The 25201-nt window shown below is 39.1% G+C and carries 25 protein-coding genes; 15 read left to right on the top strand and 10 right to left on the bottom strand.

The window, feature by feature from the left end; all coding sequences use genetic code 11:
* The first annotated feature begins 16 nt into the window (after positions 1-16).
* From pyrE to panB, 9 genes are all read left to right on the top strand, one after another.
* Complete coding sequence (gene pyrE / locus QHG54_RS03075; RefSeq protein WP_317993018.1) at positions 17-595, top strand: orotate phosphoribosyltransferase; 579 nt, start codon at positions 17-19, stop codon at positions 593-595.
* A gap of 99 nt (positions 596-694) precedes the next feature.
* On the top strand, positions 695-1297 hold the full coding sequence (locus QHG54_RS03070; protein ID WP_317993019.1) for a DUF2062 domain-containing protein: 603 nt from the start codon (positions 695-697) through the stop codon (positions 1295-1297).
* Positions 1294-1695, top strand: coding sequence for a holo-ACP synthase (acpS, locus tag QHG54_RS03065; protein WP_317993020.1), 402 nt, complete (start codon positions 1294-1296; stop codon positions 1693-1695). Before QHG54_RS03070 ends, acpS begins: the two co-directional genes overlap by 4 nt.
* Positions 1696-1775: 80 nt before the next feature.
* Positions 1776-2588: a signal peptidase I gene (lepB, locus tag QHG54_RS03060; protein ID WP_317993021.1), complete on the top strand. Its 813-nt coding sequence runs from the start codon at positions 1776-1778 to the stop codon at positions 2586-2588.
* Positions 2569-3276, top strand: coding sequence for a ribonuclease III (gene rnc, locus QHG54_RS03055; protein WP_317993022.1), 708 nt, complete (start codon positions 2569-2571; stop codon positions 3274-3276). The genes lepB and rnc overlap by 20 nt, the downstream gene beginning before the upstream one ends.
* Positions 3269-4174 (top strand): GTPase Era, encoded by a 906-nt coding sequence (era, locus tag QHG54_RS03050; protein ID WP_317993023.1) that lies wholly within the window; start codon positions 3269-3271, stop codon positions 4172-4174. Before rnc ends, era begins: the two co-directional genes overlap by 8 nt.
* Positions 4175-4180: 6 nt before the next feature.
* Entirely contained in the window at positions 4181-4927 is a 747-nt protein-coding gene (gene recO / locus QHG54_RS03045) for a DNA repair protein RecO (protein ID WP_317993024.1), read from the top strand.
* Between the two features lie 27 nt (positions 4928-4954).
* On the top strand, positions 4955-5800 hold the full coding sequence (panC, locus tag QHG54_RS03040) for a pantoate--beta-alanine ligase (RefSeq protein WP_317993025.1): 846 nt from the start codon (positions 4955-4957) through the stop codon (positions 5798-5800).
* 11 nt (positions 5801-5811) lie between these two features.
* Positions 5812-6639, top strand: coding sequence for a 3-methyl-2-oxobutanoate hydroxymethyltransferase (gene panB / locus QHG54_RS03035; protein WP_317993026.1), 828 nt, complete (start codon positions 5812-5814; stop codon positions 6637-6639).
* A gap of 344 nt (positions 6640-6983) precedes the next feature.
* On the opposite strand, the gene QHG54_RS03030 is transcribed toward panB, so the two are convergent.
* Both QHG54_RS03030 and QHG54_RS03025 read right to left on the bottom strand, forming a co-directional pair.
* Positions 6984-7604 (bottom strand): YfbR-like 5'-deoxynucleotidase, encoded by a 621-nt coding sequence (locus QHG54_RS03030; RefSeq protein ID WP_406604417.1) that lies wholly within the window; start codon positions 7602-7604, stop codon positions 6984-6986.
* Positions 7604-8470 (bottom strand): YgfZ/GcvT domain-containing protein, encoded by an 867-nt coding sequence (locus QHG54_RS03025; protein WP_406604416.1) that lies wholly within the window; start codon positions 8468-8470, stop codon positions 7604-7606. The genes QHG54_RS03030 and QHG54_RS03025 overlap by 1 nt, the downstream gene beginning before the upstream one ends.
* Before the next feature lie 64 nt (positions 8471-8534).
* Here QHG54_RS03025 and QHG54_RS03020 point away from each other — a divergent pair, with 64 nt between their 5' ends.
* Entirely contained in the window at positions 8535-9863 is a 1329-nt protein-coding gene (locus tag QHG54_RS03020) for a dihydroorotase (RefSeq protein ID WP_317993029.1), read from the top strand.
* A 202-nt stretch (positions 9864-10065) separates the two neighbouring features.
* Here the strand turns inward: QHG54_RS03020 and QHG54_RS03015 are convergent, their stop codons facing one another.
* Positions 10066-10437, bottom strand: coding sequence for a TIGR02301 family protein (locus QHG54_RS03015; RefSeq protein ID WP_317993030.1), 372 nt, complete (start codon positions 10435-10437; stop codon positions 10066-10068).
* 527 nt (positions 10438-10964) lie between these two features.
* Here QHG54_RS03015 and cysS point away from each other — a divergent pair.
* The 5 genes from cysS (at position 10965) to pssA (ending at position 16850) form a co-directional block, all read left to right on the top strand.
* Positions 10965-12473 (top strand): cysteine--tRNA ligase, encoded by a 1509-nt coding sequence (gene cysS / locus QHG54_RS03010; protein WP_406604415.1) that lies wholly within the window; start codon positions 10965-10967, stop codon positions 12471-12473.
* 41 nt (positions 12474-12514) lie between these two features.
* Complete coding sequence (locus QHG54_RS03005) at positions 12515-13186, top strand: YetF domain-containing protein (protein WP_317993032.1); 672 nt, start codon at positions 12515-12517, stop codon at positions 13184-13186.
* A gap of 116 nt (positions 13187-13302) precedes the next feature.
* Positions 13303-15186, top strand: a complete 1884-nt coding sequence (locus tag QHG54_RS03000) for an ABC transporter ATP-binding protein/permease (RefSeq protein WP_317993033.1) — start codon at positions 13303-13305, stop codon at positions 15184-15186.
* A gap of 117 nt (positions 15187-15303) precedes the next feature.
* A complete protein-coding gene (locus tag QHG54_RS02995) occupies positions 15304-16002 on the top strand; it encodes a phosphatidylserine decarboxylase (RefSeq protein WP_406604414.1) in 699 nt (232 codons plus the stop codon).
* A gap of 8 nt (positions 16003-16010) precedes the next feature.
* Positions 16011-16850: a CDP-diacylglycerol--serine O-phosphatidyltransferase gene (gene pssA, locus QHG54_RS02990; protein WP_406604413.1), complete on the top strand. Its 840-nt coding sequence runs from the start codon at positions 16011-16013 to the stop codon at positions 16848-16850.
* 69 nt (positions 16851-16919) lie between these two features.
* Here pssA and QHG54_RS02985 read toward each other — a convergent pair whose 3' ends face one another.
* From QHG54_RS02985 to QHG54_RS02955, 7 genes are all read right to left on the bottom strand, one after another.
* Positions 16920-17669 carry an SDR family NAD(P)-dependent oxidoreductase gene (locus QHG54_RS02985; protein ID WP_406604531.1) on the bottom strand — a complete coding sequence of 250 codons (750 nt, stop codon included), beginning with the start codon at positions 17667-17669 and terminating at the stop codon, positions 16920-16922.
* Positions 17670-17671: 2 nt separating this feature from the next.
* Positions 17672-19162 carry an amidophosphoribosyltransferase gene (purF, locus tag QHG54_RS02980; protein WP_317993036.1) on the bottom strand — a complete coding sequence of 497 codons (1491 nt, stop codon included), beginning with the start codon at positions 19160-19162 and terminating at the stop codon, positions 17672-17674.
* A gap of 91 nt (positions 19163-19253) precedes the next feature.
* Positions 19254-19823 (bottom strand): CvpA family protein, encoded by a 570-nt coding sequence (locus QHG54_RS02975; RefSeq protein ID WP_317993037.1) that lies wholly within the window; start codon positions 19821-19823, stop codon positions 19254-19256.
* A 124-nt stretch (positions 19824-19947) separates the two neighbouring features.
* Positions 19948-21342 (bottom strand): DNA repair protein RadA, encoded by a 1395-nt coding sequence (gene radA / locus QHG54_RS02970; RefSeq protein ID WP_406604412.1) that lies wholly within the window; start codon positions 21340-21342, stop codon positions 19948-19950.
* A 6-nt stretch (positions 21343-21348) separates the two neighbouring features.
* Positions 21349-22839 carry a replicative DNA helicase gene (locus QHG54_RS02965; protein ID WP_317993039.1) on the bottom strand — a complete coding sequence of 497 codons (1491 nt, stop codon included), beginning with the start codon at positions 22837-22839 and terminating at the stop codon, positions 21349-21351.
* 615 nt (positions 22840-23454) lie between these two features.
* A complete protein-coding gene (rplI, locus tag QHG54_RS02960) occupies positions 23455-24069 on the bottom strand; it encodes a 50S ribosomal protein L9 (RefSeq protein WP_317993040.1) in 615 nt (204 codons plus the stop codon).
* Between the two features lie 24 nt (positions 24070-24093).
* Positions 24094-25074, bottom strand: coding sequence for a hypothetical protein (locus tag QHG54_RS02955; protein ID WP_317993041.1), 981 nt, complete (start codon positions 25072-25074; stop codon positions 24094-24096).
* Positions 25075-25201: the final 127 nt, after the last annotated feature.

The following is a 25201-nucleotide window of genomic DNA, read 5'->3' as shown; positions in this document are numbered from 1 at the left end:
AAAGAGAGATTTTGCGATGAATACACAAGATGTGATTGATATTTTTAAACAAGCAGATGCTATTCTGGAAGGGCATTTTATTTTAACATCAGGTCGTCATAGTGCTACTTATATGCAGAAGGCGAAAGTATTCATGCATGCTGACTTGACAGAAAAGTTGTGTTGTGGATTGGCTCAAAAAATCAAAAAATCAGTCGAAGGAAAAATTGATTATGTGGTTGGTCCCGCGATTGGTGGTCTTATTCCTTCGTATGAAACTTCACGCCATCTTGGTATTCCTTCTCTTTGGGTAGAGCGTGTAAATGGCGTATTTGAATTGCGTCGTTTTGAAATCAAGAAAGGCGCACGAGTTGTGATTGTTGAAGATATTGTGACAACAGGTCTTTCCATTCGTGAGACAGTTGAGGCTCTGGTGACAGCAGGAGCAGATGTGCTGGCAAGTGCGTGTATTCTTGATCGTTCTGGTGGTAAGGTTGATGTCGGAGTTCCGTTGATTGCACTTGCTGAATACGAGATAGTATCTTATGCGAGTGATGCTCTCCCTGTTGAACTTGCTGCGCTTCCAGCGGTCAAACCAGGAAGTCGAAATATTTAATTTTCTTTATCTTTTTTTGTTTTTGTGCAAAAATTTGGCGCAAGTAATTTAAATAATATTGAGTTATTTCATTGTCACAAGATATGTTTTGAGAGTCATATGCTTTTTCGTCGTCGGGAACCAATAGATTTTGTAACGCGTATTCGGCTTTGGTTATGGCCACGTCGTTCATTTTCTCGCTCATTTTGCTATATACGTAAACGTATTTTACGTATATCAGCGACGCCGCACAAAGTAGCTTTAGGGTTTGCTATTGGCATTTTTTTAGCCTGTTCTCCTTTTTTTGGGTTACATATTATTTTGGCACTATTTTTTTCTTGGATTTTGCGTGGAAATTTTGCAGCAGCGATTATTGGGACGATTTTTTCTAACCCACTCACATTTTTGCTGATTGTTATGGCTGATTATAAGGTAGGCTATCTCTGTTTATCGCTTTTTAGCAATGCCAATGAGATGTCTTTTTCTCAAATTCGCACTCTCTTTGATGGTTTGACACTTTCAAATGTACCTGTTCTTTTTAAGAGCGCATGGGATACAGTTATGAGGCCAATGATCTTAGGCGCTACCCTTTTAGGTTTTCTTTTCGGTAGTTTATCTTACATAGGTGTTTACAGAGCAATCGCTCGTTTCCAACAAAAGCGATATCAAAAAGTTATAAAAAAAAAGCGTTTTTTGCAAGACAATTCGGATGATATCTTATGATTGTTGGTCTTGGAAATGATCTGATTGATATAAGACGCATTGAAAGAATGTTGGTTCGTTATGGTGATCGTTTTGTTCAACGTATTTTCACGGATATTGAGCGCAATAAATCTGAAAATCTCAAAAAAAAATCTTCTTCTTATGCCAAAAGATTTGCTGCCAAAGAAGCATGTGCTAAAGCGTTGGGTACGGGAATCGCTTGCGGTGTAAATTGGAAAGACATGGGGGTAATCAATTTACCATCCGGCAAACCGATTATGAAATTAACAGACCGTGCGCAAATACAACTTCAAAAATTATTGCCTCCTCATCACGATGCTGTCATCCATCTCAGTATAACAGATGATTTTCCTTGGGCGCAGGCATTTGTTATTATCGAAGCACTTCCACGGGGATAGATATTGTGGGAGATTGTGCTTTTGCTATTTGAACATTATGATGAAAAAAAGTTATATTTGTGATGGGAAGGCAGTCGGTGATGATCCAGAAAGAGAAAATGCATAAAAAAGAAGAAAAAGGCGGAATTTTTGAATTTATTTTTGTTTTGATACAGGCTCTATTTTTAGCAGCACTTATTCGTACACTTTTTTTTCAGCCTTTCAGTATTCCTTCAGGTTCAATGCGTCCTACTTTGCTTGTAGGGGATTATCTGTTTGTTTCTAAGTATGCATATGGGTATTCTCGTTTTTCTATGCCCTTTTCGCCCCCTCTTTTTTCGGGACGTATTTGGGCATCTCAGCCTCAGCGTGGAGATGTTGTGGTTTTTCGTTTACCAAGTAATCCGGATATTGATTATATAAAACGTGTTGTTGGTCTCCCAGGGGATCGTATACAAGTTCGTCAAGGTGTTCTTTATATTAATGATGAGGCTGTTTCACGTAACTTTATGGGAAAGATTGATAATTCTGATATAACAGAGGTCAACTACCCTGTTAATGTCTATCGCGAGACGATGTCTAACGGTGTTAGCTACGATACACTTGATTTAGCTTTTATTCCGCAAGTTGATGACACAAAAGTTTTTGAAGTTCCTCAGGGGCATTATTTTATGATGGGTGATAACCGTGACAATTCAGATGATAGCCGTTTAGATGTGGGGTATGTTCCGGAAGAAAATCTTATTGGCCGAGCAAGTTTGATCTTTTTCTCTATCAGTAATGGTTCAAGTGCTTGGCAGATTTGGCGTTGGCCATTTGACGTGCGTTGGAATCGTTTATTTTCTTTTATTAATACTGTTCATGATTTGCCGCTTGTCAAGCAGGGGATCAACGATGAATCGTCCAATCATTGATCAGCTTGAAAGACTAACGGGGCATCGTTTTAAAGATGAAGAGAGATTAAAAAAAGCATTAACGCATTCTAGTGTACATGATTCGGAACAGGGCAATTATGAACGATTAGAGTTTCTCGGTGATCGCGTTTTAGGGCTTTTGATTGCGGAAATGTTGTATCAATTGTTTCCACAAGCCAGTGAAGGTGAATTGTCGGTACGTTTGAACGGTTTGGTAAATGCGCAGACATGTGCTGATATTGCGCTAGAAATGGATTTGCCTGATATGATCCATGTTGGTTTTGAGATGAAAAACTTAAAGGGTCGTCGGCTTACGAATATGCACGCTGATGTGATTGAAGCTTTGATTGCTGTCATGTATCTTGATGGAGGATTAAAGAGCGTTCGGCCCTTTATTCGAAGATATTGGCAAAGTCGAGCAAAGCAGATGGATGCTGGTCGGCGTGATGCCAAGACAGAGTTGCAGGAATGGGCGCATATACAAGGCGGTGTACAACCGCAGTATCGGGTTATAAAGCGTTCTGGTCCAGATCATGATCCTGTTTTTGTAGTAGAGGTAAGTATTTTGGGCTTTGCACCGGAAATTGGGCAGGGTAGCTCTAAACGATATGCCGAAAGAATAGCAGCTGAAAAAATTTTACGACGAGAGGGTATATGGGAAACAATGGAAAAAAATGATCATGAATGACGTTATCAAAACACGTTCTGGTTTTGTTGTGCTCATTGGGATGCCTAATGCTGGTAAGTCGACATTGGTTAACCAGCTAGTTGGGACGAAGGTTTCAATTGTAACGCATAAGGTGCAAACGACGCGAACTTTAATCCGCGGTATTGTCATTCATAATGATACGCAAATTGTATTGATTGACACACCAGGTGTTTTTCGTCCCCACAAGCGTTTAGAGCGGGCCATGGTATCTGCCGCTTGGAGTGGTGCTAAGCATGCTGATGTTCTGTTAGTTTTGATTGATGCTCACAGTGGTCTGTCAGATGAAGTTTGTATGATGTTAGATATTGTAAAAAATACCAGACAGGATAAGATTCTTGTTCTTAATAAGATTGATACAGTTGCTAAATCATCCCTTTTAGCGTTAACCGCAAAAATTAATGAGCGCGTCAAGTTTTTGCAGACATTTATGATTTCGGCATTGAATGGTTCTGGTTGTAAGGATTTGCTTCACACGTTGAGTAAAATGATGCAAAAGGGGCCATGGTATTATCCAGAAGATCAGATTTCGGATATGCCTATGCGTCAGCTTGCTGCTGAGATTACGCGTGAAAAACTTTTTCTTCGCCTCCATGATGAACTCCCTTATTCTTCAACAGTCGAAACAGAAAATTGGCAAGAACGTCCAGATGGTTCGGTTAAAATTAATCAGGTTATTTACGTAGAGCGTGATAGCCAGAAAAAAATTGTTTTAGGAGCAAAAGGCGATACAATTAAAGCGATTGGTCAAGCGGCGCGTAAAGAATTAATGGAAATAATGGATCAGAAGGTTCATCTTTTTCTGTTTGTGAAAGTACGAGATAATTGGGATACCGATCCAGAACGTTACCGCCAAATGGGATTAGATTTTTTAAAATAAAACAAAATGAAATGGAAAGAAACAGCGATTATTCTTGGTACGCGTCAGCATGGCGAAACAAGTGTTATTCTTGAAATTATGACGCGTCAGCATGGTCGTTATATGGGGGTAGTAAAAGGAGGACGTTCGCGTCGTATGGCGGCTCTTCTCCAGCCTGGAAATTTTGTTCAAGCTGAGTGGTGGGCGCGCTTAGACGAACATTTGGGGCTTTTCAGAATTGAAGCACTGGAGCACTATGCTGCGCGATTAATCCTCTTACCAGAAGCCCTTTACGCTTTGCAGTTAATGGCATTTTATTTACGTTTTCTCCCTGAGCGTGATCCTCATCCTATTTTATATGATATTTTACATCTTTTTATGCAGCATTTTGATGAGCCATTTGTGAACGCTGAATTATTGGTGCGTTTTGAGATGCGGCTTCTGGAAGAACTTGGCTTTGGTCTTGATTTATCTTGTTGTGCTGCAACAGGTCGTCAGGAAAGGCTTCATTATGTGTCACCAAAATCAGGACGTTCTGTATGTGAGGAGGCTGGGTATCCTTGGAGAGAGAAGCTTTTACGTTTACCACAATTTCTCGTACAAAGAACTGGTCGTCCTGTTGATTTTCGTGACATAAAAAATGGTTTTATTTTAACAAATTTTTTTTTAACGCGTCATGTTTGGGAGCCACGGGGCATAAAACAGCCATCAGTTCGCACTAATTTGATAGAATTGTTTGAACGGCGGTTCTGTACGCAAGCATTAATTTGTTGATTTTGGTGAGAATGGATAAATGTAAATATGCAAATTTTAGAAACAATTGCTGAAGTACGTCTCTCTATGAAAGAAGAACGACGTTTAGGACGATCTATTGGTTTTGTGCCGACCATGGGAGCATTGCATAATGGTCATCTTGCATTGGTGGAGCAGGCAAGGGCAATGTGTGAACGAATAGTGGTTTCTATTTTTGTCAATCCCAAGCAATTTGGTCCCAATGAGGATTTTGATAAATACCCAAGAGATTTAGTAGGCGATTGTGCTTTATTAAAAAAAGTAGGTGTTGAATATATTTTTGCACCTTCTGTGGAAGAAATGTGGCCACTGAAAAATGAAACCATTGTAAAGGTGGAAAAATTATCGCGTATTTTGATGGGAAGATTACGTCCGGGACATTTTTGTGGTGTGACCAGTGTTGTTGCTAAGCTTTTTAATATTATTCAACCAGATAAGGCTTTTTTTGGGGAAAAAGATTTTCAACAAATCTTGATTATTCGTCGTATGGTTGAGGATTTAGCTTTTCCTGTTGAAATTGTTGGTGTGCCTATTTTACGTGATGCAGATGGTGTAGCAAGCTCTTCACGTAATCAGCTTTTAACATTAGAAGATCGTAAAGCGGCAAAAATTATTCCCGAAAGCGGTAAAGCTGCAGAAAGGCTTTATCACCAAGGGGAACGGTCAGTTGATAAATTATGTAAAATTGTTCGTAATATTTTACAACGTGAATCGCGGGCGATTATTGAATCAATAGATTTACGAGATATGGAAACTTTATCTGTAGTTAAGAGAACCTTAGATAAACCTGCAGTTTTATTACTCACTGTCCGTTTTGGTGAGGTTAGACTTATTGATCAATATCTATTGCAATAGAAGGGCTTAAAATGAGTGTAGATAAAACCATAAAGCGCATTACTGCTTCTGAAATACAGTCAAGAAAAGGACAAGAACCCATTGTTTCATTAACGGCTTATCAGGCTTATAGTGCGCGGATTGCTGATCCATATTGCGATTTGCTTTTGGTTGGTGATAGCGTTGGTATGGTTGTGCATGGGTTTGATACAACACTCCCAGTGAGTGTGGATATGATGATTTTACATGGGCAGGCAGTTATGCGTGGCTCTAAGAGGGCATTAGTGGTTGTTGATATGCCTTTTGGTTCTTATGAAGAAAGTCCAGAACAAGCTTTTTCCAATGCATCACGTATTCTTGCACAAACAGGGTGTGGTGCAATTAAGCTTGAAGGTGGTGTTTATATCGCGGAAACGATTGATTTTTTGTGTAAACGCGGTATTCCAGTTATGAGCCATATTGGTCTTACTCCCCAAGCAGTGAATCGTTTTGGTGGCTTTAAGACTCAAGGTCGCGATGAAAATAATTGGCGACAGATTGAAAAGGATGCTGCAGCGATTGAAGAAGCAGGTGCCTTTGCTGTTGTTGTGGAAGGGGTTGTAGAACCATTAGCGGTAAAGCTTACAGAGATGCTTTCTATCCCTACTATTGGCATTGGGGCATCAAGTCAATGTGATGGGCAGATATTGGTGATGGAAGATATGTTGGGTTATGGCGCTTGGGTTCCTAAATTTGTACGCCGTTATGGTATCCTTGAACAGGAAATGGAGACGGCGATCAAAAACTATGCGAATGATGTTAAATCGCGTGCTTTTCCATCTGAAGCAGAAGTTTATAAGCTTAAACAAAAGTTAGGTTAAGAAAAAAACTTTATAAGTCTATAAGAGAGCGCTTGTTATTGAAGGTTAATATAAATAATTTTTTGTACACATTTTTCTCATGTCCAATGTGATTTATTAATTGTTTATATGATCCATATAATGGTCAATGAGATCATAATGTTTTGCGGTATTGTAGAGAGTGGTTTGCGCTCAGTGATATTTTTTTGAGTATCATTACCTGTAAAAGTGAGACGGTGATCCACTAAACTCATCAATAATGACATGATATACTTTTATTTTCATCAAAGGAGTAGAAGTCCTAAGGGTGAAATATTGTGTGATTTTTATCAGCGATAACAAAGAATAAATGACCAAAAGGATTTTTAAGAGAGACTCTGAACATCGATCTCCTTAAAACGTATTAAAAAGGCATTTTCAATTTGTTGTGTGGGGCATGGTTGCAAATTAAGCCTATCGGATAAAATATCATTTGGATGACCAAAATAGCGAAGGGCTTCTTCTGTACTAAAACCAGCAAGAGTGATGGCTTCATAGAAAGCGGCAATACGGTCTGCTTGTTTGATTTTTTTTAAGAGTTTTTGATTTGGATTAATGGGGAGAGAGAAGCGCATGTGAATAGCGTCTTGTATGCGTTTTTCAATGAATTCATATTGTTTTCCTATGACAGCCTTAAAAGGTGAAATCATATCACCGATAACATATTCTGGTGCATCATGGAGAAGAGCACAGAGGCATTCATGACTCTGTGATTGCGGAAAAAGTCTCTGAAATATTTGTTCTACTAAAAGTGAATGTTGTGCGACAGAGTAGGCATGCTCTCCTTGTGTTTGACCGTTCCAACGTGCAACGCGGGCGAGTCCATGCGCAATATCCTCAATTTCAACATCAAAGGGGGAAGGATTCAATAAATCAAGGCGTCGCCCAGAAAGCATTCTTTGCCAAGCACGCACTGTTCCATCTTGTGACAATTCAGCTTTGGCCATTAATCAGTTTCCACTGTGCTTTCAGGAAAGGTAAAATTCATATTTTCAGCAATACTTATTGTTACAGGAACATTTTCTACAGTCAACGGAATACCTTTATCGATAGCATCTTTGACGTGGTCAATGCGCATTAAAGCTAAGCCTTCATTTGCAGTACAGGTTCCTAAATAACCAAGCACCTTGGTTCCTGCTTTAACGCTAGTCGCTGAGGTTAATTCATGCTGGCTTTTGACAATCAAAATGCGGCGACGTGCTGTAGCGCGATGATGCATTCGTGAAACAACTTCTTGTCCGATATAACAACCTTTGTTGAATACGAGCCCACTAATTTGATCGTAATTAATATCATGGGGAAAGACTTTACCTATTTCATAATCTTGACCGCTTTCTGCGATTGCATAACGAATGCGCATCCGGCTCCAATGATCATTACACTCTGAGGCAGAAAAAGGTATTTTTCCATAGATTCGTATGATTTTTTCTTTTTGTGGAAATCGCTTATCAATAAAACTTGAATCAAAATCTGAGATATCTATTTCATTGTTCCAACAAACTGTAATAACCTCTTGTAATGGTTGTGTAATTTCTACTTTTGCATGTAACTTATAGAGGAGAAGGCGCTTTTGGAAGGTGTCCGCTAAAGATTCAGCAATATCAAACATATAGCCTTGATTTATTTTAGCAATTAGAAAATCAGCGATAACTTTTCCTTGTGGGGATAAGAGAGCACCAGGAAAGAGCTCTTGTGCACTCATTTTTTCCACATCTGTAGTAATAAGAACCTGTAGGAAATGTGTTGCTTCTTCACCCATAACTTTAATAATTTTGCGCTTTTTAAGACGAATAGCGCTTTGTTTTTCGATCATGGTTCTTGCCTTTCTGCTCAGAGTTACATAATCGGTAAAGAGATGACAAGTAAGGAGTACGGTTATGTCTAAAACATTTGATACAATTTTTAAAGGCGCAATGCTTGTGAATCATGATGGAATCAGCAAGCGTGATATTGGTGTCACAAATGGCCGTATTGCTGAAATTGGTGATCTTACACGTGCATCTGCTGGTGAAGTGATTGACTGTACAGGGCTTCACATTTTGCCTGGTGTCATTGATAGTCAGGTTCATTTTCGTGAACCGGGAAATGAATATAAAGAGGATTTGGAAAGTGGATCTCGTTCTGCGGTTTTGGGGGGAGTTACAGCAGTATTTGAAATGCCTAATACCAATCCATTGACCATATCAGAAGAGGCGCTGACTGATAAAGTGAAACGCGGATTTCATCGGATGCATTGTGATTTTGCATTTTGGGTTGGAGGAACACGTGAAAATGCACATGAATTGGCCGAGTTAGAAAAACTCCCTGGAGCTGCCGGAGTTAAAGTTTTTATGGGGTCTTCTACAGGCGATCTTCTGGTGGATGATGATGAGAGTGTGCGTCTTATTTTGAAAAATACACGTCGTCGTGCAGCTTTTCATTCTGAAGATGAGATACGGCTCAAGGAGCGTAAAATATTGCGTATTGAGGGAGATGCATCATCACATCCGATTTGGCGCGATGAAATTGCTGCATTGAAATGTACACAGCGTTTAGTGCAAATTGCGCATGAAATGAGGGCACGTATTCATGTATTACATCTTTCTACAGCGGAAGAAATTAAATTTCTGAAAAATCATAAGGATGTAGCAACGATTGAAGTCACACAACATCATTTGACTTTGACGGCTGATGATTATCAGCAGTTTGGCACCTTAATTCAAATGAATCCACCTATCCGTGAAAGTCGCCATCGTGAAGTTCTTTGGTATGGTGTGCAGCAAGGTATTATTGATGTTTTGGGTTCTGATCATGCTCCTCATACGCTTGAAGAAAAGTATAAAACTTATCCCTCTTCGCCTTCAGGAATGACAGGTGTACAGACGACTGTTGCACTTATGCTAACATATGTAAATGCGGGGAAGATGTCTCTTGAACGTTTTGTTGATCTCACTTCGCATGGCCCTAGTCGCATTTTTGGCATAAGCTGCAAAGGGCGTATTGCTGTTGGGTATGATGCTGATTTGACCATTGTTGATCTTAAGCGAGAAGAGATTATTACGAATGCATTGATTGGTTCGCGGGCGGGTTGGACACCTTATGATGGTAAAAAGGTTAAAGGTTGGCCCGTTGGGACCATTATTCGTGGTATACGGGTTATGTGGGAAGGTGAAATTGTTACACCTTCGCAGGGTGAACCGATTAAATTTATAGAATCCTTAGCATAACTAGATAAAATTGATGAATTTGGGGAATAATTTTGTGACTATAAAAGGTACTCATGATGCTTTTATCTAGGCATCTTGATGATTTATTTTTCAGTAATTAAAGCGATTATATTTAATGAGATTTGGCTGATTAGGCTATTTGTTTTTGCGTTTATAGCCATTAAGTATAGCATAAATAATGGTTTGATAGGTTTTGTACAGATCAATTGTTAAGATTCATGATAAGGTTTTCGGATAAGTCTCTACCTTCCTTAATGTATCTTTGGTTTGCTTCAATTGCTGACTGTGTACAATAATGATAATTTTCTGAAAAAGCACGATAAGCTTCATTAAACGCTTCGTAAAAATAAGCGCGTCTTTTTGGGGTTGGTTTTTCTGCCTCGATCAGTGTGGTCATGTGATCATACCATTGGTTTGTTGGGATACTACAAAGATTTTGCAGAGAGTGCAGGGATCCTAAAATTTCTGCCAGTCGTAGCAATTTTGTATCGTATGGTGGAGATTGTTGCGCAAAAGTTGATATTGAAGTTAAAAAAAATGTTAAAATAGTAATTTTAATCAATGTATTACGCATTATTTTGATTGCTCCTTTTTAATAATTTTCTATACAAATACAATTGCAGATAAAATGGCTTTATCATTAATAACCTTATGTTGAAGGATATGACGAAAATGGTTTTGCATCATTACCGATAGCGGATGTGTTATGAAATTTAGGGCATGAGAAATAGTAAGGAAAGTATCATGGGCATATTAAAAACTCTGATTAAGCTTTATCTGGTTAAAAAATTCAGATTTTCTGCAATGCAATCTGTTTTTCACGGAAATTTACGTTGTATTTGCGATTAAAGATTTCCTTCTCTGATAGTTTTGTCATCAAGAAAAGGAGTGCGATCTTTACCAACAAAATGCTCTTGTCCCATCAAATAAAATAGGATTGTTTTTGTAACGGATGATGGATACAGCATAAACAAAACGGGGCGGTTCTGAAAATTTTACATAAAATATATGAAAGTTTTGATTTAATCCCGCGTAATTCGATGATCTTAGGTAAGATTCAGCTGGAAGAGCGATGAGTTATATCGCTAACGGAGTATAATTATGAGAGAGTTGCGGTTTTATAATACGCTGACACGTAAAAAAGAAAATTTCACACCGATAGATGTGGCTAAGGTACGTCTTTATGTTTGTGGTCCGACAGTGTACGATTATGCCCATATAGGTAATGCACGCCCTGTGATTGTTTTTGATGTTTTATTTCGCTTCTTACGTCATATCTATGGCGATGATCATGTTATATATGCTCGTAATATTACAGATGTGGATGATAAAATTAATGCACGAGCGGCTTGCGAATATCCAGAGTTAACGCTGAATGACGCTATTCGCCAATTGACTGAACGTACCTATTCTCAATTTCAACAAGATACGATGGCACTTGGTTGTTTATTACCAACCAGCCAACCGCGTGCAACCGATCATTTGGAAGAAATGCGCTCTTTAATTGAAAGGTTGCTTGAAAGAGGCCATGCTTATAAAGCAGAAAATCATATATTATTCTCCGTCAGTAGCATGGGGGATCATCCCCGTTATGGTACATTTGCAAAACGTTCTTTGGATGAAATGAGAGCGGGTGCACGTGTTGATGTTGCTGCTTATAAAAGGGAGGAAATGGATTTTGTTTTATGGAAACCCTCTGTGGAGGGGGAACCAGGTTGGAAATCACCGGCAGGAATTCCTGTTTTAGGTCGTCCGGGCTGGCATATTGAGTGTTCTGCAATGTCAATGGCAAAGCTATTAGCGCCCTATGGCGGTGGTTTAACCTGTGATGATCCGACAGCGAATGTTTTTGATATTCATGGTGGTGGACTTGATTTAATTTTTCCTCATCATGAAAATGAGATTGCCCAAAGTTGCTCAGCTTTTGGGACTGAACGCATGGCTAATCTTTGGATGCATAACGGTTTTTTGCAGGTTGAAGGCAAGAAGATGTCTAAAAGCCTCGGCAATTTCATTACTATTCGTTCTATCTTAGAGAGTGATTTTTTTGAGTTCAAGAATGCTTTAACAGATGAAATAAAACAGAACTGGGCTGGTTTGTCTGCGCGTTTTTCGATGTTACAAACACATTATCGTGAACCGTTAAATTGGACGTTTCAGCGTTTAACACAATCTAGTAGTGAATTGTATCGCTGGTATGAATTGCTTCGCTGTGAAAAGGAATGTTTGGAGCAGAATGAAGTTTTTGATGATTCTTTGGTAAACACATTAAGTGATGATCTTAACACTCCGAGTGCATTTGCTCTTTTGCGAAAGTTTTATAAAGCAGGGAATGTTGTAGCGCTTGCAAATGGAATGGATTTATTGGGACTCTTGCGGCAAGAGTGGATTAGAGATAAAGAATGCCCATTGTTTATGAGAAAAACGTCCCTTGATGCAAAATTTATTGAACAGCGCATTGCCGAAAGGCTACGGCTTATCCATAATAAAGAATGGGCAGCTGCGGATATAATTCGTGATGAGCTTGCAGCCGAGGGGGTCTTACTAAAAGATAAAAAGGATCCACAGACTGGTGAGCGTGTAACTGTGTGGGAAATAAAGCGGTTCTAATTCCCGTATTCTAGCAGCTTTCATAACAAGGGAGAAGGTTGATGGAATTTTTATATTATTATGGGTATGTCGCACTTAAATTAATTGTAGGACTTATCGCCTTCCTGTTGATTTTAAGAACTACGGGTCGCGGTAGTCTTAGTCAAATGACACCGGTTGATTTGGTGAGCAATTTTGTGATGGGGAGTATCATTGGAGGAGTTATTTATAGTCCAAATATTAGCAGCATTCAATTATTGCTTATCTTATTCGTTTGGCAAATCTTGGTTGCATCTCTTAATTTTTTTGCACGCTATTCAGTTTTTTTTCGTCGTCTCATTGCAGGAGAAGATATCACACTCGTTTTAGATGGCGTATTTCAAATGGATGAGATTAAAAATTTAGGTATCAGCGTGGATGATTTGATTACAATGCTGCGTATTAAAGGTTGTAGTTTACACGAAGCTGCTTTTGTTCGTTTGGAAACCAATGGTGCTTGTTCCGTTATTAAAAAGGAAGAGCGTAAGAAGTCTGTCATTTTAGTACAAAATGGCGAAATTCTCGATAAGGGGCTTAACGAGATTGGTAAGTCAAAAAAATGGCTTCAGGAAGAATTGAAAAAAAAGCGTATAAAGGTTAAGAATTTATTTGCGGCAGAATGGTATGAGAATACAGACCAAAATAATAAATCTTATGACGGATTATTTCTTGTCCCTTTTTCAAAAACAGTCTAGCCTCAAACACTAATGCGTGTAATTTAGTGTATAGAAAAGATAGTAGAACCTGTAAATGGTGATAGGGGAATTGTTGTCGTGCTTGTTAGGTGGATAGTAGAAGAAGCAAGGGCTTTATGAAACGGAATGAAATAATAAAAACCGTGTCGTCAGATACAGGCCAAACTCTACGTACACTTTGTAATTTATGGCCTTATATGTGGCCCGCAAATCGGCGAGATCTGAAAATACGTGTGCTATGGGCGATATTTTATCTTGTTTTAGCCAAGCTGATTCTCATATCTGTACCGTATTTCTTTAAATATGCTACGAATGCGCTTGATGTGAACTTTAAGCTTCCTGCATGGTTTCCATCGAGTTGGATTGTTCCCATCATGCTCGTTTTTGCATACAACGTTGCACGTATTGTTCAAGCTGGATTAAACCAGTTGCGTGATTCTCTTTTTGCAACCGTTGGTCAATATGCTATTCGTCAATTAGCCTATAAGACTTTTGTGCATATTCATGAATTATCTTTGCGATTTCATTTGGAAAGGCGAACTGGTGGGCTTTCTCGTGTGATTGAACGTGGTACAAAGGGCATTGAATCGATCGTTAGATTTTCAATTCTTAATACAGTACCAACAGTTTTGGAATTTGTTCTGACAGCATTTGTCTTTTACATAAGCTATGGGGGGCGTTATTTTTTCATAGTTGTAGCAACAGTTGGTTTGTATACTTGGTTCACAATCAAGGCGAGTGATTGGCGCATTCGTATTCGGCAACAAATGAATACGGCAGATACTGAGGCCAATACGCGTGCTGTTGATTCTCTTTTGAATTTTGAAACGGTCAAATACTTTGGCAATGAGACTCTAGAAGCACACCGGTTTGATTCTTCTATGGCAGGTTATGAAAAAGCTGCGACAAAAATTTGGACGTCATTAAGCTGGCTTAATTTTGGTCAGGCTCTTATTTTTGGTATTGGAATGACTATCCTGATGTTGATGTCAGCTTACGAAGTTTTTTGTGGGACGCAAACCTTAGGCGATTTTGTTTTTATTAATGCGCTTTTGATGCAGCTTTCCATTCCGTTGAATTTTATTGGTTCAATTTATCGTGAAGTTCGACAAGGTTTAACTGATATCGAAGCTATGTTTGATCTTTTAGATGTTCAGCAGGAAATTGTTGATAAATCAGATGCCAAAGCATTAGTGATAGAAGGTGGTACCATTCGGTTTAATCAGGTAAAATTTTCCTATGATCCGAATCGTCAGATTCTCAAAGGCATTGATTTTGAGGTTCCTGGAGGCAAAACAGTTGCAATTGTTGGTCCATCGGGCGCTGGTAAATCGACTATTTCCCGATTGCTTTTTCGATTTTACGATGTTGATGCAGGATCTATCACAATTGACGGGCAGGATATCCGTGACGTAACACAAAAAAGTTTGCGCGAAGCTATCGGCATGGTGCCGCAAGATACAGTGTTATTTAATGATACGATTGCATATAATATTTGCTACGGGCGTCCAAGTGCCACTGATGAAGAGATGCGCAAAGCTGCTGAAATGGCACAGATATCAAAATTTATTGAGATGCTTCCGAAAGGTTTTCAGTCTATGGTAGGTGAGCGTGGACTAAAATTATCGGGTGGTGAAAAACAACGTGTGGCTATTGCACGGACACTGTTAAAAGCTCCTCCGCTTCTTATTCTGGATGAAGCAACAGCAGCTCTTGATACGGCGACGGAACAAGAAATTCAACAAGCATTGGATATCGTAAGCCGTGGGCGTACAACATTAATAATTGCTCACCGTCTTTCTACTGTTATCAATGCTGATGAAATTTTGGTTCTCAAAAATGGTCGTATTATTGAAAATGGAACGCATGCAGAACTTTTGCGTAAGAAAGGTTTATATGCTTCAATGTGGAATAAGCAGCTTGAAGCATCGCAAGCAGAAGAAAAATTACGTAAAATGCGTGAAGAAGATGAGTTAGGTGTTGTTAATCGTAAGAAATAAACTGCGTAAAATGATCTTTAAACTTTATAGAGAGTGATTGATTAAGTATACGGAACGATAAGGAGGAACAAAAAGATTTATTACGTGTTTAGATCATATCTATGAATAGGAAATTATATGAGTATTATACAGTCTATCCATAATAGCTTTGCGCCAATTCATAAAGAGGGTTATCCTTTTATTATAGCATTTTTTGTTATTTCGCTCATTCTTGGTTGGATATGGAGTCCGTTGTTTTGGTGTGGTCTTGTTCTCACGGTGTGGTGTATATATTTTTTCCGCGATCCAGATCGTGTGATCCCTTTGAATTCAAATTGGGTTGTATCTCCTGCCGATGGGCGTATTTCATTTGTTGGACCGTGCATTCCGCCTGAAGAGTTGGGATTGGGGAATGAGGAAATGATCCGTATTTCCATATTTATGGATATTTTTTCATGCCATATCAACCGTATTCCCATAAGTGGTACAGTAGAGACTATTGTTTATCGTCCAGGTCGGTTTGCAAATGCTGATCTTGATAAAGCCAGTCAGTTTAATGAGCGTAATGGGCTCGTGATTGATAGTAAACATGGTAAAATTGCTATGGTACAGATAGCAGGAATGATTGCTCGTCGGATTGTTTGTTGGTCAAAAGAAAATGATTCCGTTATTACGGGGCAACGCTTCGGGATCATTCGTTTTGGTTCTCGCCTTGATATTTATATACCGACAGAAATCAAATTGCGTGTTGGGATTGGGCAAATAGCAATTGCTGGAGAAACTGTTTTGGGCTCTTTTGATGATACGAGTGCTGCAACTGATTTCAGATTTGATTAGGACAAGCAATGAAAGTTTTCTCATTATTTTCTTCATTTAATCCTGAAGGACAGCATGATGATGCTGGAAATCGGTGGCGTTCACCTACGCCTATGCGATATGTCATCCCCAATATTATCACGATTTTGGCAATTTGCGCAGGGATGAGTAGTATTCGTTTGGCTTTTGAGAATCGCTATGAGGCTGCTATTTTGATGGTACTTTTGGCAGCAATCTTAGACGGAGCAGATGGTCGCATTGCCCGTTTGATGGATGGGAGTTCATCTTTTGGAGCACAGATGGATTCTCTTGCTGACGTTATTAATTTTGGTGTGGCACCTGCACTTATTGTTTATTCCTTTATTTTGAATCAAGCGCACCAAGTTGGTTGGATCGCGGCACTTGTCTATTGTGTTGCTTGTTGTTTGCGATTAGCGCGTTTTAATGTGATGTTGGATAACATGGATGTACCAAGATGGCAGGGAAATTATTTTATTGGTGTTCCTGCACCAGCAGGAGCGTTATTACTTTTATTGCCTATGTATTTAGGCGCTCTTGGTTTGATACCAAGTTGGAGCTGGGCATTGTTTTTTAGCCTCTATACTGTAATTATTGCTTTTCTTTTGGTCAGTCGTTTACCGGTATGGAATGCAAAGACAATTGATCAAAATTTAAGGCGTGATATCGTTGTACCGTGTATGCTGTGCATTGTTATTTATGTAGGTTTTCTCGCAACTTATACGTGGCACACTTTATTGATTACAGCTGTTGGCTATATGATTTTTCTTCCTTGTAGTTTTATGGCTTATAATAAACGGGCAGCTTTGGAAGGAAAAGAGACCAGTGTTAAAACTATCCAAAAATCATAAATCTTGATATTTGGGGGATGGGGGGAAGCAGAGTAGAAGGAAATCTAAGTCAGGCTGGTCATTTCTCTATTACTCAGGGGCATGATAATTCATAAACCGATTTTTACGGACATTAAAAAGCTTGCCTGTTTCCTTTAAATCAGGTGATGATAAATGTACTATCTTTTCTGCAACTTCTTGTGGTGAGGGTAGTGTTTGTGGATCCTCACCAGGTACAGCTTGCGCGCGCATGGCAGTGCGTGTTGCACCGGGATCAACACAATTAATCTTGATAGGGGTTTGTTTTAGCTCTTCTGCCCAACAGCGAGCAATAATTTCTAAAGCAGCTTTAGAAGCTGCATAAGGTCCCCAGAAAGCGCGCGCAACATGCGCAACGCTTGAGGATAAAAGAATCACTCGTCCAGCATCAGATTTACGCAATAAGGGTTCAACAGCTTTCATCAAGCGCCATTGGCTGATGAGATTTATTTGAAAAACCTCTTCAAATACTGTATTTTCGATATGCGCTATTGGTGAAAGTGTTCCAAGGATTCCTGCATTTGCGACCATAATATCGAGTTTTTTCGAACGCTTAGCAATTGAGAAACCAAGAGAATCAATGTTTTTCATGTGATGTAAGTCGAGTGGGATGAGTGTTGCAGAAGCACCTTTTTCTTGGATTTTTTTGTCAAGTTCAATGAGCCCACTCATCGTTCGTGCAAGGGCGATAATATGAGCACCGCGTGCTGCGAGTTCTAATGCTAAATGATAGCCAATTCCTCTTGAAGCACCTGTAACAAGTGCAACACGACCAAAAAGATTAAAATCAAACTTTGTCATCATTAGTTGCTTGTTTTTAGAACCGATGCTTGATAAATTTGGGGAATATTTTCCTGATCAACCAGATGTGTAGGATAATGTCCGGTAAAATAATGATCAGTAAATTGTGGATCTGCGTTGTTTCGCTTTTCTCCTGCCACAGCAAGGTATAGGCCATCCGTTGAAAGAAATTCTAATGAGTCAGCTCCTACAAAATTGCACATGGATTTTAAGTCTGGATACTGATTAGCCAAAAGGCTTTCAACTTTAGGCGTATCAATACCATAGAAATCAGGATAAAAAATCATAGGGCTAGAAATGCGCATATGAACTTCTTTTGCTCCTGCATCTCGAAGCATTCGCACAATTTTGACGGATGTTGTTCCACGTACGATGGAGTCATCAACTAGAATGACACGTTTTCCTTCGATGACAGGACGGTTTGCAGAATGCTTTAATTTAACTCCAAACGCACGAATTTGTTGTGTTGGTTCGATAAAAGTGCGCCCAACGTAATGATTACGAATAATACCAAGTTCAAAGGGAATTCCAATTTCTTGTGCATAACCAATTGCGGCTGGTGTTCCTCCATCAGGAACGGGAACCACAACATCCCCTTCACAGGGTGCTTCTTGCGCTAAACGAACCCCCATATTCTTACGTATCATATAAACATTCCGTCCTCCAACGATTGAATCGGGACGAGCAAAATAGACATATTCAAAAAGGCAAAGTTTTTCTGGATTCTCACTCTGGGGGGGGATAATTTTTTTAGTGATTTCCCCATTTTTTTGTATTTCGCAGATGATGATTTCCCCATTTTTGACATCGCGGACATATTTTGCTCCAATGATATCAAGGGCACAGGTTTCAGAACAAAAGATTGGTTTACCATCAAGTTCCCCCATCACAAGCGGACGAATACCTATTGGATCACGTGCAGCAATGAGCTTGGTGCGTGTAAGCGCCAGCATAGCATAACCACCTTCTACTTTCCGAATAGCATCAACAAAACGATCTGATGACGATTCATAACGTGAACGAGCGATAAGGTGGAGAAAGACTTCTGAGTCCGATGTTGATTGGCAAATGGCGCCCGAGGCAATGAGTTCTTGGCGCAATGTAAGACCGTTGGTGAGATTACCATTATGGGCAATAGCAATACCTCCAGCTTTTAATTCAGCAAAAAGGGGCTGTACATTGCGTAATGCTATTTCTCCAGTTGTTGAATAACGGGTATGCCCGATAGCACGATTTCCTGGTAAACGGGCAAGTGTTGCGGGGTTTGTGTAGTGATCACCAACAAGACCTAGATGCTTTTCTTGATGAAACATTTTGTTATGGTAGGAAACAATTCCAGCTGCTTCTTGCCCACGATGCTGAAGTGCATGGAGTCCAAGAGCTGTTAATGTTGCTGCATCTTCATGCCCAAGAATACCAAAAACGCCACATTCTTCATGAAGGGTATCGTCATCTAGTGAAAACTCCTCAAAGGGAATGTCGATTTTTGTCATTGTATTCTCTCAATCATGATGTGAGAAATAGCTAATATCATATGGTGCATATTATCTGGATCTTTTTTCCGATGATAAACTATTTTTCGTTTCATCGGGACATATTTTCATGAGGGTGCTTATCATTTGTACTTGCATCATCTCTTTTAAAGAGTTTTTCTGCTTTTTTGAGAACCGTGTCGAGATCTTTAGGCAATAAGTTCTCAATTTTTTGGCCCAGTGAATCGAGCATAGGTTTTGTTTTTGCATTTTTCAGCCAGTCAGATTGTTTTTCAGGTTTGACAAGTGAATTAACGAGTAACATGCCAATGACCATGATTAATAAGCCGCGCAGTGCTCCAAAGATAAAACCGATAGTGCGGTCAAGTATGCCAATTCGACTATCAATAATAAAATCAGATATTTTCATTGTAATGATGGAAGTAATAATCAAAACAATAATAAAAATCGTAATCAATGTAGTGATCAATGCGACCATTTTGTTAGAGATATATTGCTCAAAGAAGGGCAACACAGGTTTAAATAAAAACAATGTAGCAACAGCTGCGATTGCCCAAGACATCAGCGACAATACTTCACGTGAAAACCCTCGGAGCATGGCGAGAAAGGCAGAAAACAGGATGATTGCTACGACAATTCCATCAAGAACTGTTATGATCATTCGTTTATTCCTTATGCATAAAATTGCGTTCTGTTTAAACGGCATACAAGTACTTTTCTAGTTATGCCATTTTTTATTCTTATAGCAAGGGTCTTTTGTATTTTGTATAGTTTTTTCTTTATTATCATGCGTATGATGCAGGCCGTTTTTTACCTGCGGCAATGGAAGCGACTAACTCAGGAAGGTCGGAGAATGTTTTTTGTTGAAAGGTTAACGATTTTATCATTTCCGTTGTTATAGTGGGTTGAACAGATCCTTGAAAGCCAAGTTTTTTGGCTTCATTTATGCGTTGTCCTGAATGCGCAACAGCGCGGATAGCTCCTGAAAGGCTTATTTCACCAAAATATACATAATCAGTTGGGAGAGGAATATTTGTGAGAGAGGATACCAAAGCTGCTGCAACAGCTAAATCAGCTGCTGGTTCTGATATGCGATATCCGCCTGCAACATTAAGATAGACATCATGTTGTCCAAAGCGAACGCCGCAATGGGCTTCTAAGACAGCGAGAATCATGGAAAGGCGATTTCCATCCCATCCAACAACGGCACGTCGTGGTGTTCCCAGTGAAGAGGGAGCAACAAGCGCTTGAATTTCTACTAATATTGGGCGTGTCCCTTCCATTCCTGCAAAAACAGCAGCTCCCGGTGCTTTTTCATTTCTTTCACCCAAAAAAAGTTCAGATGGATTAATTACCTCTCGTAATCCTTTATCAGACATTTCGAAAACGCCAATTTCATCAGTTGGTCCGAATCGATTTTTTACAGTTCTAAGGATTCGATAATGATGCGCACCTTCACCCTCAAAATAGAGAACACCATCAACCATATGTTCGACAACTCGGGGGCCAGCAATTTGTCCATCTTTTGTAACATGGCCGACAAGAACAACAGCTGCTCCTGTTTTTTTTGCAAAACGTATCATTGCTTGAGCACTGATACGCACTTGTGTGACGGTTCCAGGTGCTGAATCTGCTGCATCTGACCATAGGGTCTGAATGGAATCGATAATAACCATATCAAGGTTTTTATGTTCGCTTAAGGTTGCAAGAATATCTTCAACATTAGTTTCAGCGGCAAGCTTAACGTTTGTATTTTCAGCATCAAGCCTTTGCGCACGAAGGCAAATTTGTGCAATGGCTTCTTCACCTGAAACATAGATGACGTGATGTCCTTTTCGTGATAAGGCTGCTGCTGTTTGTGTTAGCAATGTTGATTTGCCAATACCAGGATCACCACCAACAAGTAATACTGATCCACGCACAAAACCGCCTCCAGTAACACGATCAAGTTCCGCAATGCCAGAATGGATACGTGGAGCATCTTCGATATTTCCAGAAAGAGAGGTAAGCGCAACTACACGCCCCTTACGAATATTTTGCGTAGGACCAGTACCAATGCCACCATTCATATTTTCTTCGATAAGGGAATTCCATTCTCCACAGGAATTACATTTTCCAGCCCAGCGTGAATGGACAGTACCGCAATTTTGGCAGATAAATTGAATACGGATACGTGCCATAGAGACTTAACCAATTTGTTCTGGAAGATAATGACTATCTGCCAGATCGCTAAAGCGTGTAAAATCAGACTGAAAGGCAAGATGAACAGTTCCTGTTGGTCCATGACGTTGTTTTGCTACAATAACATCAGCTTTCCCAAAAGCGTTGTCCATTGTGTTTTGCCATTTTTCATATTCAAGAGTACCTATCTTTGGTTCTTCATTTTTGAGATAATATTCTTCGCGATACACAAAAAGCACGATGTCGGCATCTTGCTCAATCGAACCAGATTCTCGCAAATCTGAGAGTTGTGGGCGTTTATCTGTTCGGTTTTCGACTTGGCGCGAAAGCTGTGAAAGAGCAATAATAGGAATATTGAGTTCCTTAGCTAACGCTTTTAATCCTGTGGTAATTTCCGTAATCTCTTGAACACGATTTTCTGATGAACGTTTTGAATTGCTTGTCATTAATTGGATATAGTCAATAATCAGGACATCTAAACCATGTTGCCGTTTGAGACGACGTGCACGAGCCGCCAGTTGTGTGATTGATATACCACCAGTCTGGTCTATATAAAGCGGTGCTTTTTGTAAGCGATTCATTGCACGGATTATTTTTGAAAATTGTTCTTCTGAAATATTTCCACGTCGGATATCAGAAGAAGAGACTTCTGTTTGTTCTGAAATAATACGGGTTGCAAGCTGTTCTGATGACATTTCCAGCGAGAAAAATCCAACAATGCCTCCCTCATTTTTTTGTTTTGAGGCATCATCATTGCAAGCATTGGCAATATTAAAGGCAATATTTGTAGCAAGTGAGGTTTTACCCATACCAGGGCGCCCAGCGAGGATAATTAAGTCAGATGGTTGTAATCCTCCCATTTTTTCATCAAGTGTTTTAATGTGTGTGGCTATCCCTGATAAATGTGAGGAACGCTTTTTTGCAGCGCTGGCCATATCAACAGCTTTTTTGACGGCTTCATTAAAATTTTCAAATCCACCTCCATATTTCCCTTTTTCTGCTAACTCAAACAGATGTTGTTCAACAATTTCAATTTGTTGGTTTGGTGTAAGTTCTACAGGAGCATCAAAGGCTGTATTGACAATTTGGTTTCCAATATTAATCAAGGACCGTCGGATAAAAAGATCATAGATGACCCGTCCATAATCTTCAGCATTAATGATTGTCACCGCTTCTTTGGCTAAACGAACAACGTAATTGAAGACAGTAATATCTCCAATTTTTTCTTCCGCTGGAATAAAGGACTTGATAGTAACTGGATTTGCAAGTTTTCCTTTTTGGATAACTTGAAACAAAACATCATAGATTTTTTGATGCAATGGTTCAAAAAAATGTCCTGGTTTTAGAAAATCTGAAACACGATCGAGCGCATCATTGTTAATAAGGATTGCTCCAAGCAATGCTTGTTCGGCTTCAATATTATGCGGGAGTTGTCGAAAAGAAGCGGAATCTTCTTTTTGCGAAGAGCTGAAATTGATAACGCTTGTTTCTTCCATAATGATTTTTTTCCAATAAAATTTGCGTTTGACCACTTTTTAGCAACAAATCGAGTGCTATACATGAAAGAAGTAGGACGGCAAATTTTCGTTTAAACTAAAGCTATACGTTAAGTTTTTAAAGATTCTTATTCTCCAATCCCTTATTCATAATACGTGGATCAATGATATGTAACATATTCCTTTTATCTTTTATAATTTAAAGATTTCGGTAAGAATATCGGATAAATTTTCAAAATTACGTTTCCGGTTTTCTAAAAAATTTCAACATCTATTTTCTTGGGTTTTGACCTCATGTGATCGGAATTATTTCAGATGAGGTAAGAGTATAAGAAATTCACTATCCATACAAGGCTCATCCTTTTAAAGTGCAGGCTTTCAAATGATTTTTTGTTTCTATTGTAGTGAAAAAACATATGAGAGCATTTTCCTATTTATAGTTTTTGGTATTTTACGCTTTCCATAATACATTAAAGGCTATTTTTTCCAAAAAAATGCAGTTTTAATTTGTATTCATAATAAAATACTCAGCTTTTTGAGCTGAGCATTTTATGATATCCTAATGTGATAAACCGCAAACAATAAAAAATGCACAAGAGAGAGAAGAAATAGTAATTAACCCTCTTCGCTTTTCGCATCATTATTATTCATTTCTTCTACTAATGATTCTTCCTGATTTTCGGCGAAGGTTTCTTCTTGATTTTCTGCTAATGGTTCTTTCTCAACATCATATATTGCTTCAGCAGAGGTAAGAGTTTCACCTTCTGCTTGGCGTTGTGCTTCACTGGCTGAACGCGCAACATTAACGATTACGGAAATTTGAACTTCAGGGTGGAGGCTAAGGGTAATGGTATGGAGGCCAATAGTCTTTATTGGATGATTAAGTTCAACCTGATTACGCCCAATGGAAAAGCCTTCATTTGTTATGATTTCAGCAATATCGCGTGTTGACACAGATCCGTAAAGCTGCCCTGTTTCACCAGCTGAACGAACGACAATAAAGGATTGACCATCAAGCTTTTCAGCAATTTTTTGTGCTTCGCTTTTGCGTTCAAGGTTACGAGCTTCAAGTTGCGCGCGCTGTATTTCAAAATGTTTTTTATTAGCTTCATTAGCACGTAAAGCTTTGCCTTGAGGCAAGAGAAAGTTACGTGCATAACCATCTTTGACTGAAACAATATCGCCCATCTGACCAAGACGCGGAATGCGCTCAAGTAGAATAATATCCATAGTTTTTCCTTTCGAACAAATAAATTAGTGAAGTTTTTTGCGTGACTGAAAGTTGTATTGAATAGCCGCCCAAATACCCATGAGAAGCATCATGAAAGAAAGAGGTGGAGCAAAAACGACAGTTAAAATAGCAATATAAACAAGAGAGAGTATAATAATCCGACCGTTTATTCCTTTTGTAATATTGTGCAGATATGCTAGGCCAGTGATTGATATGATGACAGTGTATGCAGTGCTAAAGACACGAGCAATTAAATTAAGAGTAAAGCCCAATTCAATCATAGATGCTATGCAAACAACAATGAAAATAACAATTCCAGACATTGGAAGGCGAAGAGTTTGGCTCCAATCATCACGGGGTCTCTTCAGCCATTGCATATGTTGCGCTGTTACTATTGAAAAATAAAGATTACCAATGAGAAAAATCACACTATAAATAGCCAGAGCAATAGCTGTAAAAGTTGCTGCATGTGTCATTAAAAATTCGCTAAAGGCGAGTATATCAGTTTCCTTTAGTGACTGTGATTGTTGCATAGCTTGTGTTATGTTCGCAGTGACTTTTTTTGCGATGAGAGGCGTTGATGGACGAGTTTCGATATAGAGTCCGATAAAGCTTGATATGAAAGCGATAAAGTTGGTTAAATGAAAAATAACCAATGATAATGGATACCATATCAGCGAATTTCCTCCTTGTGCTGGTCGTGCGAGCCCAAGAAGCCAAGAAGCGTAAACAGCTGGAAGAAAGAACAATAACATAAAGCAGAGACTAATGTATACATTAGTGACTATGACAAGAACAACAGTGGCACTTATTAAGGCAACGAGGCTGGCTAATGTTCCTCGACCAAACGCAACAGTAAAAATCGGAAGAGAAAGAAAACAACCAAGAAGGAGAGAAAAATAGGGTGCAATATTTGCGATGCTGATGATTGCCATTCCTATAACGACAGCAAACAACCCCGCTAAAATACCTGTCATTATCTTATAAGTACGAAAACTTTTCATTTATCGCTGTCCTGCTTTCTGCAGTTAGGGGCGCTCTAATGCCTCAACTCTAGTATTTTGTATATCTTCGTATAATACGCAATTAGGTGTTTTGCTGAACTATACAAGAAAAGCAGCTGGGAAGATA

It is taken from the genome of Bartonella gliris (genome assembly GCF_045277155.1).
GTDB lineage: Bacteria > Pseudomonadota > Alphaproteobacteria > Rhizobiales > Rhizobiaceae > Bartonella > Bartonella gliris.
This window is presented reverse-complemented; position numbering and strand designations above follow the sequence as displayed.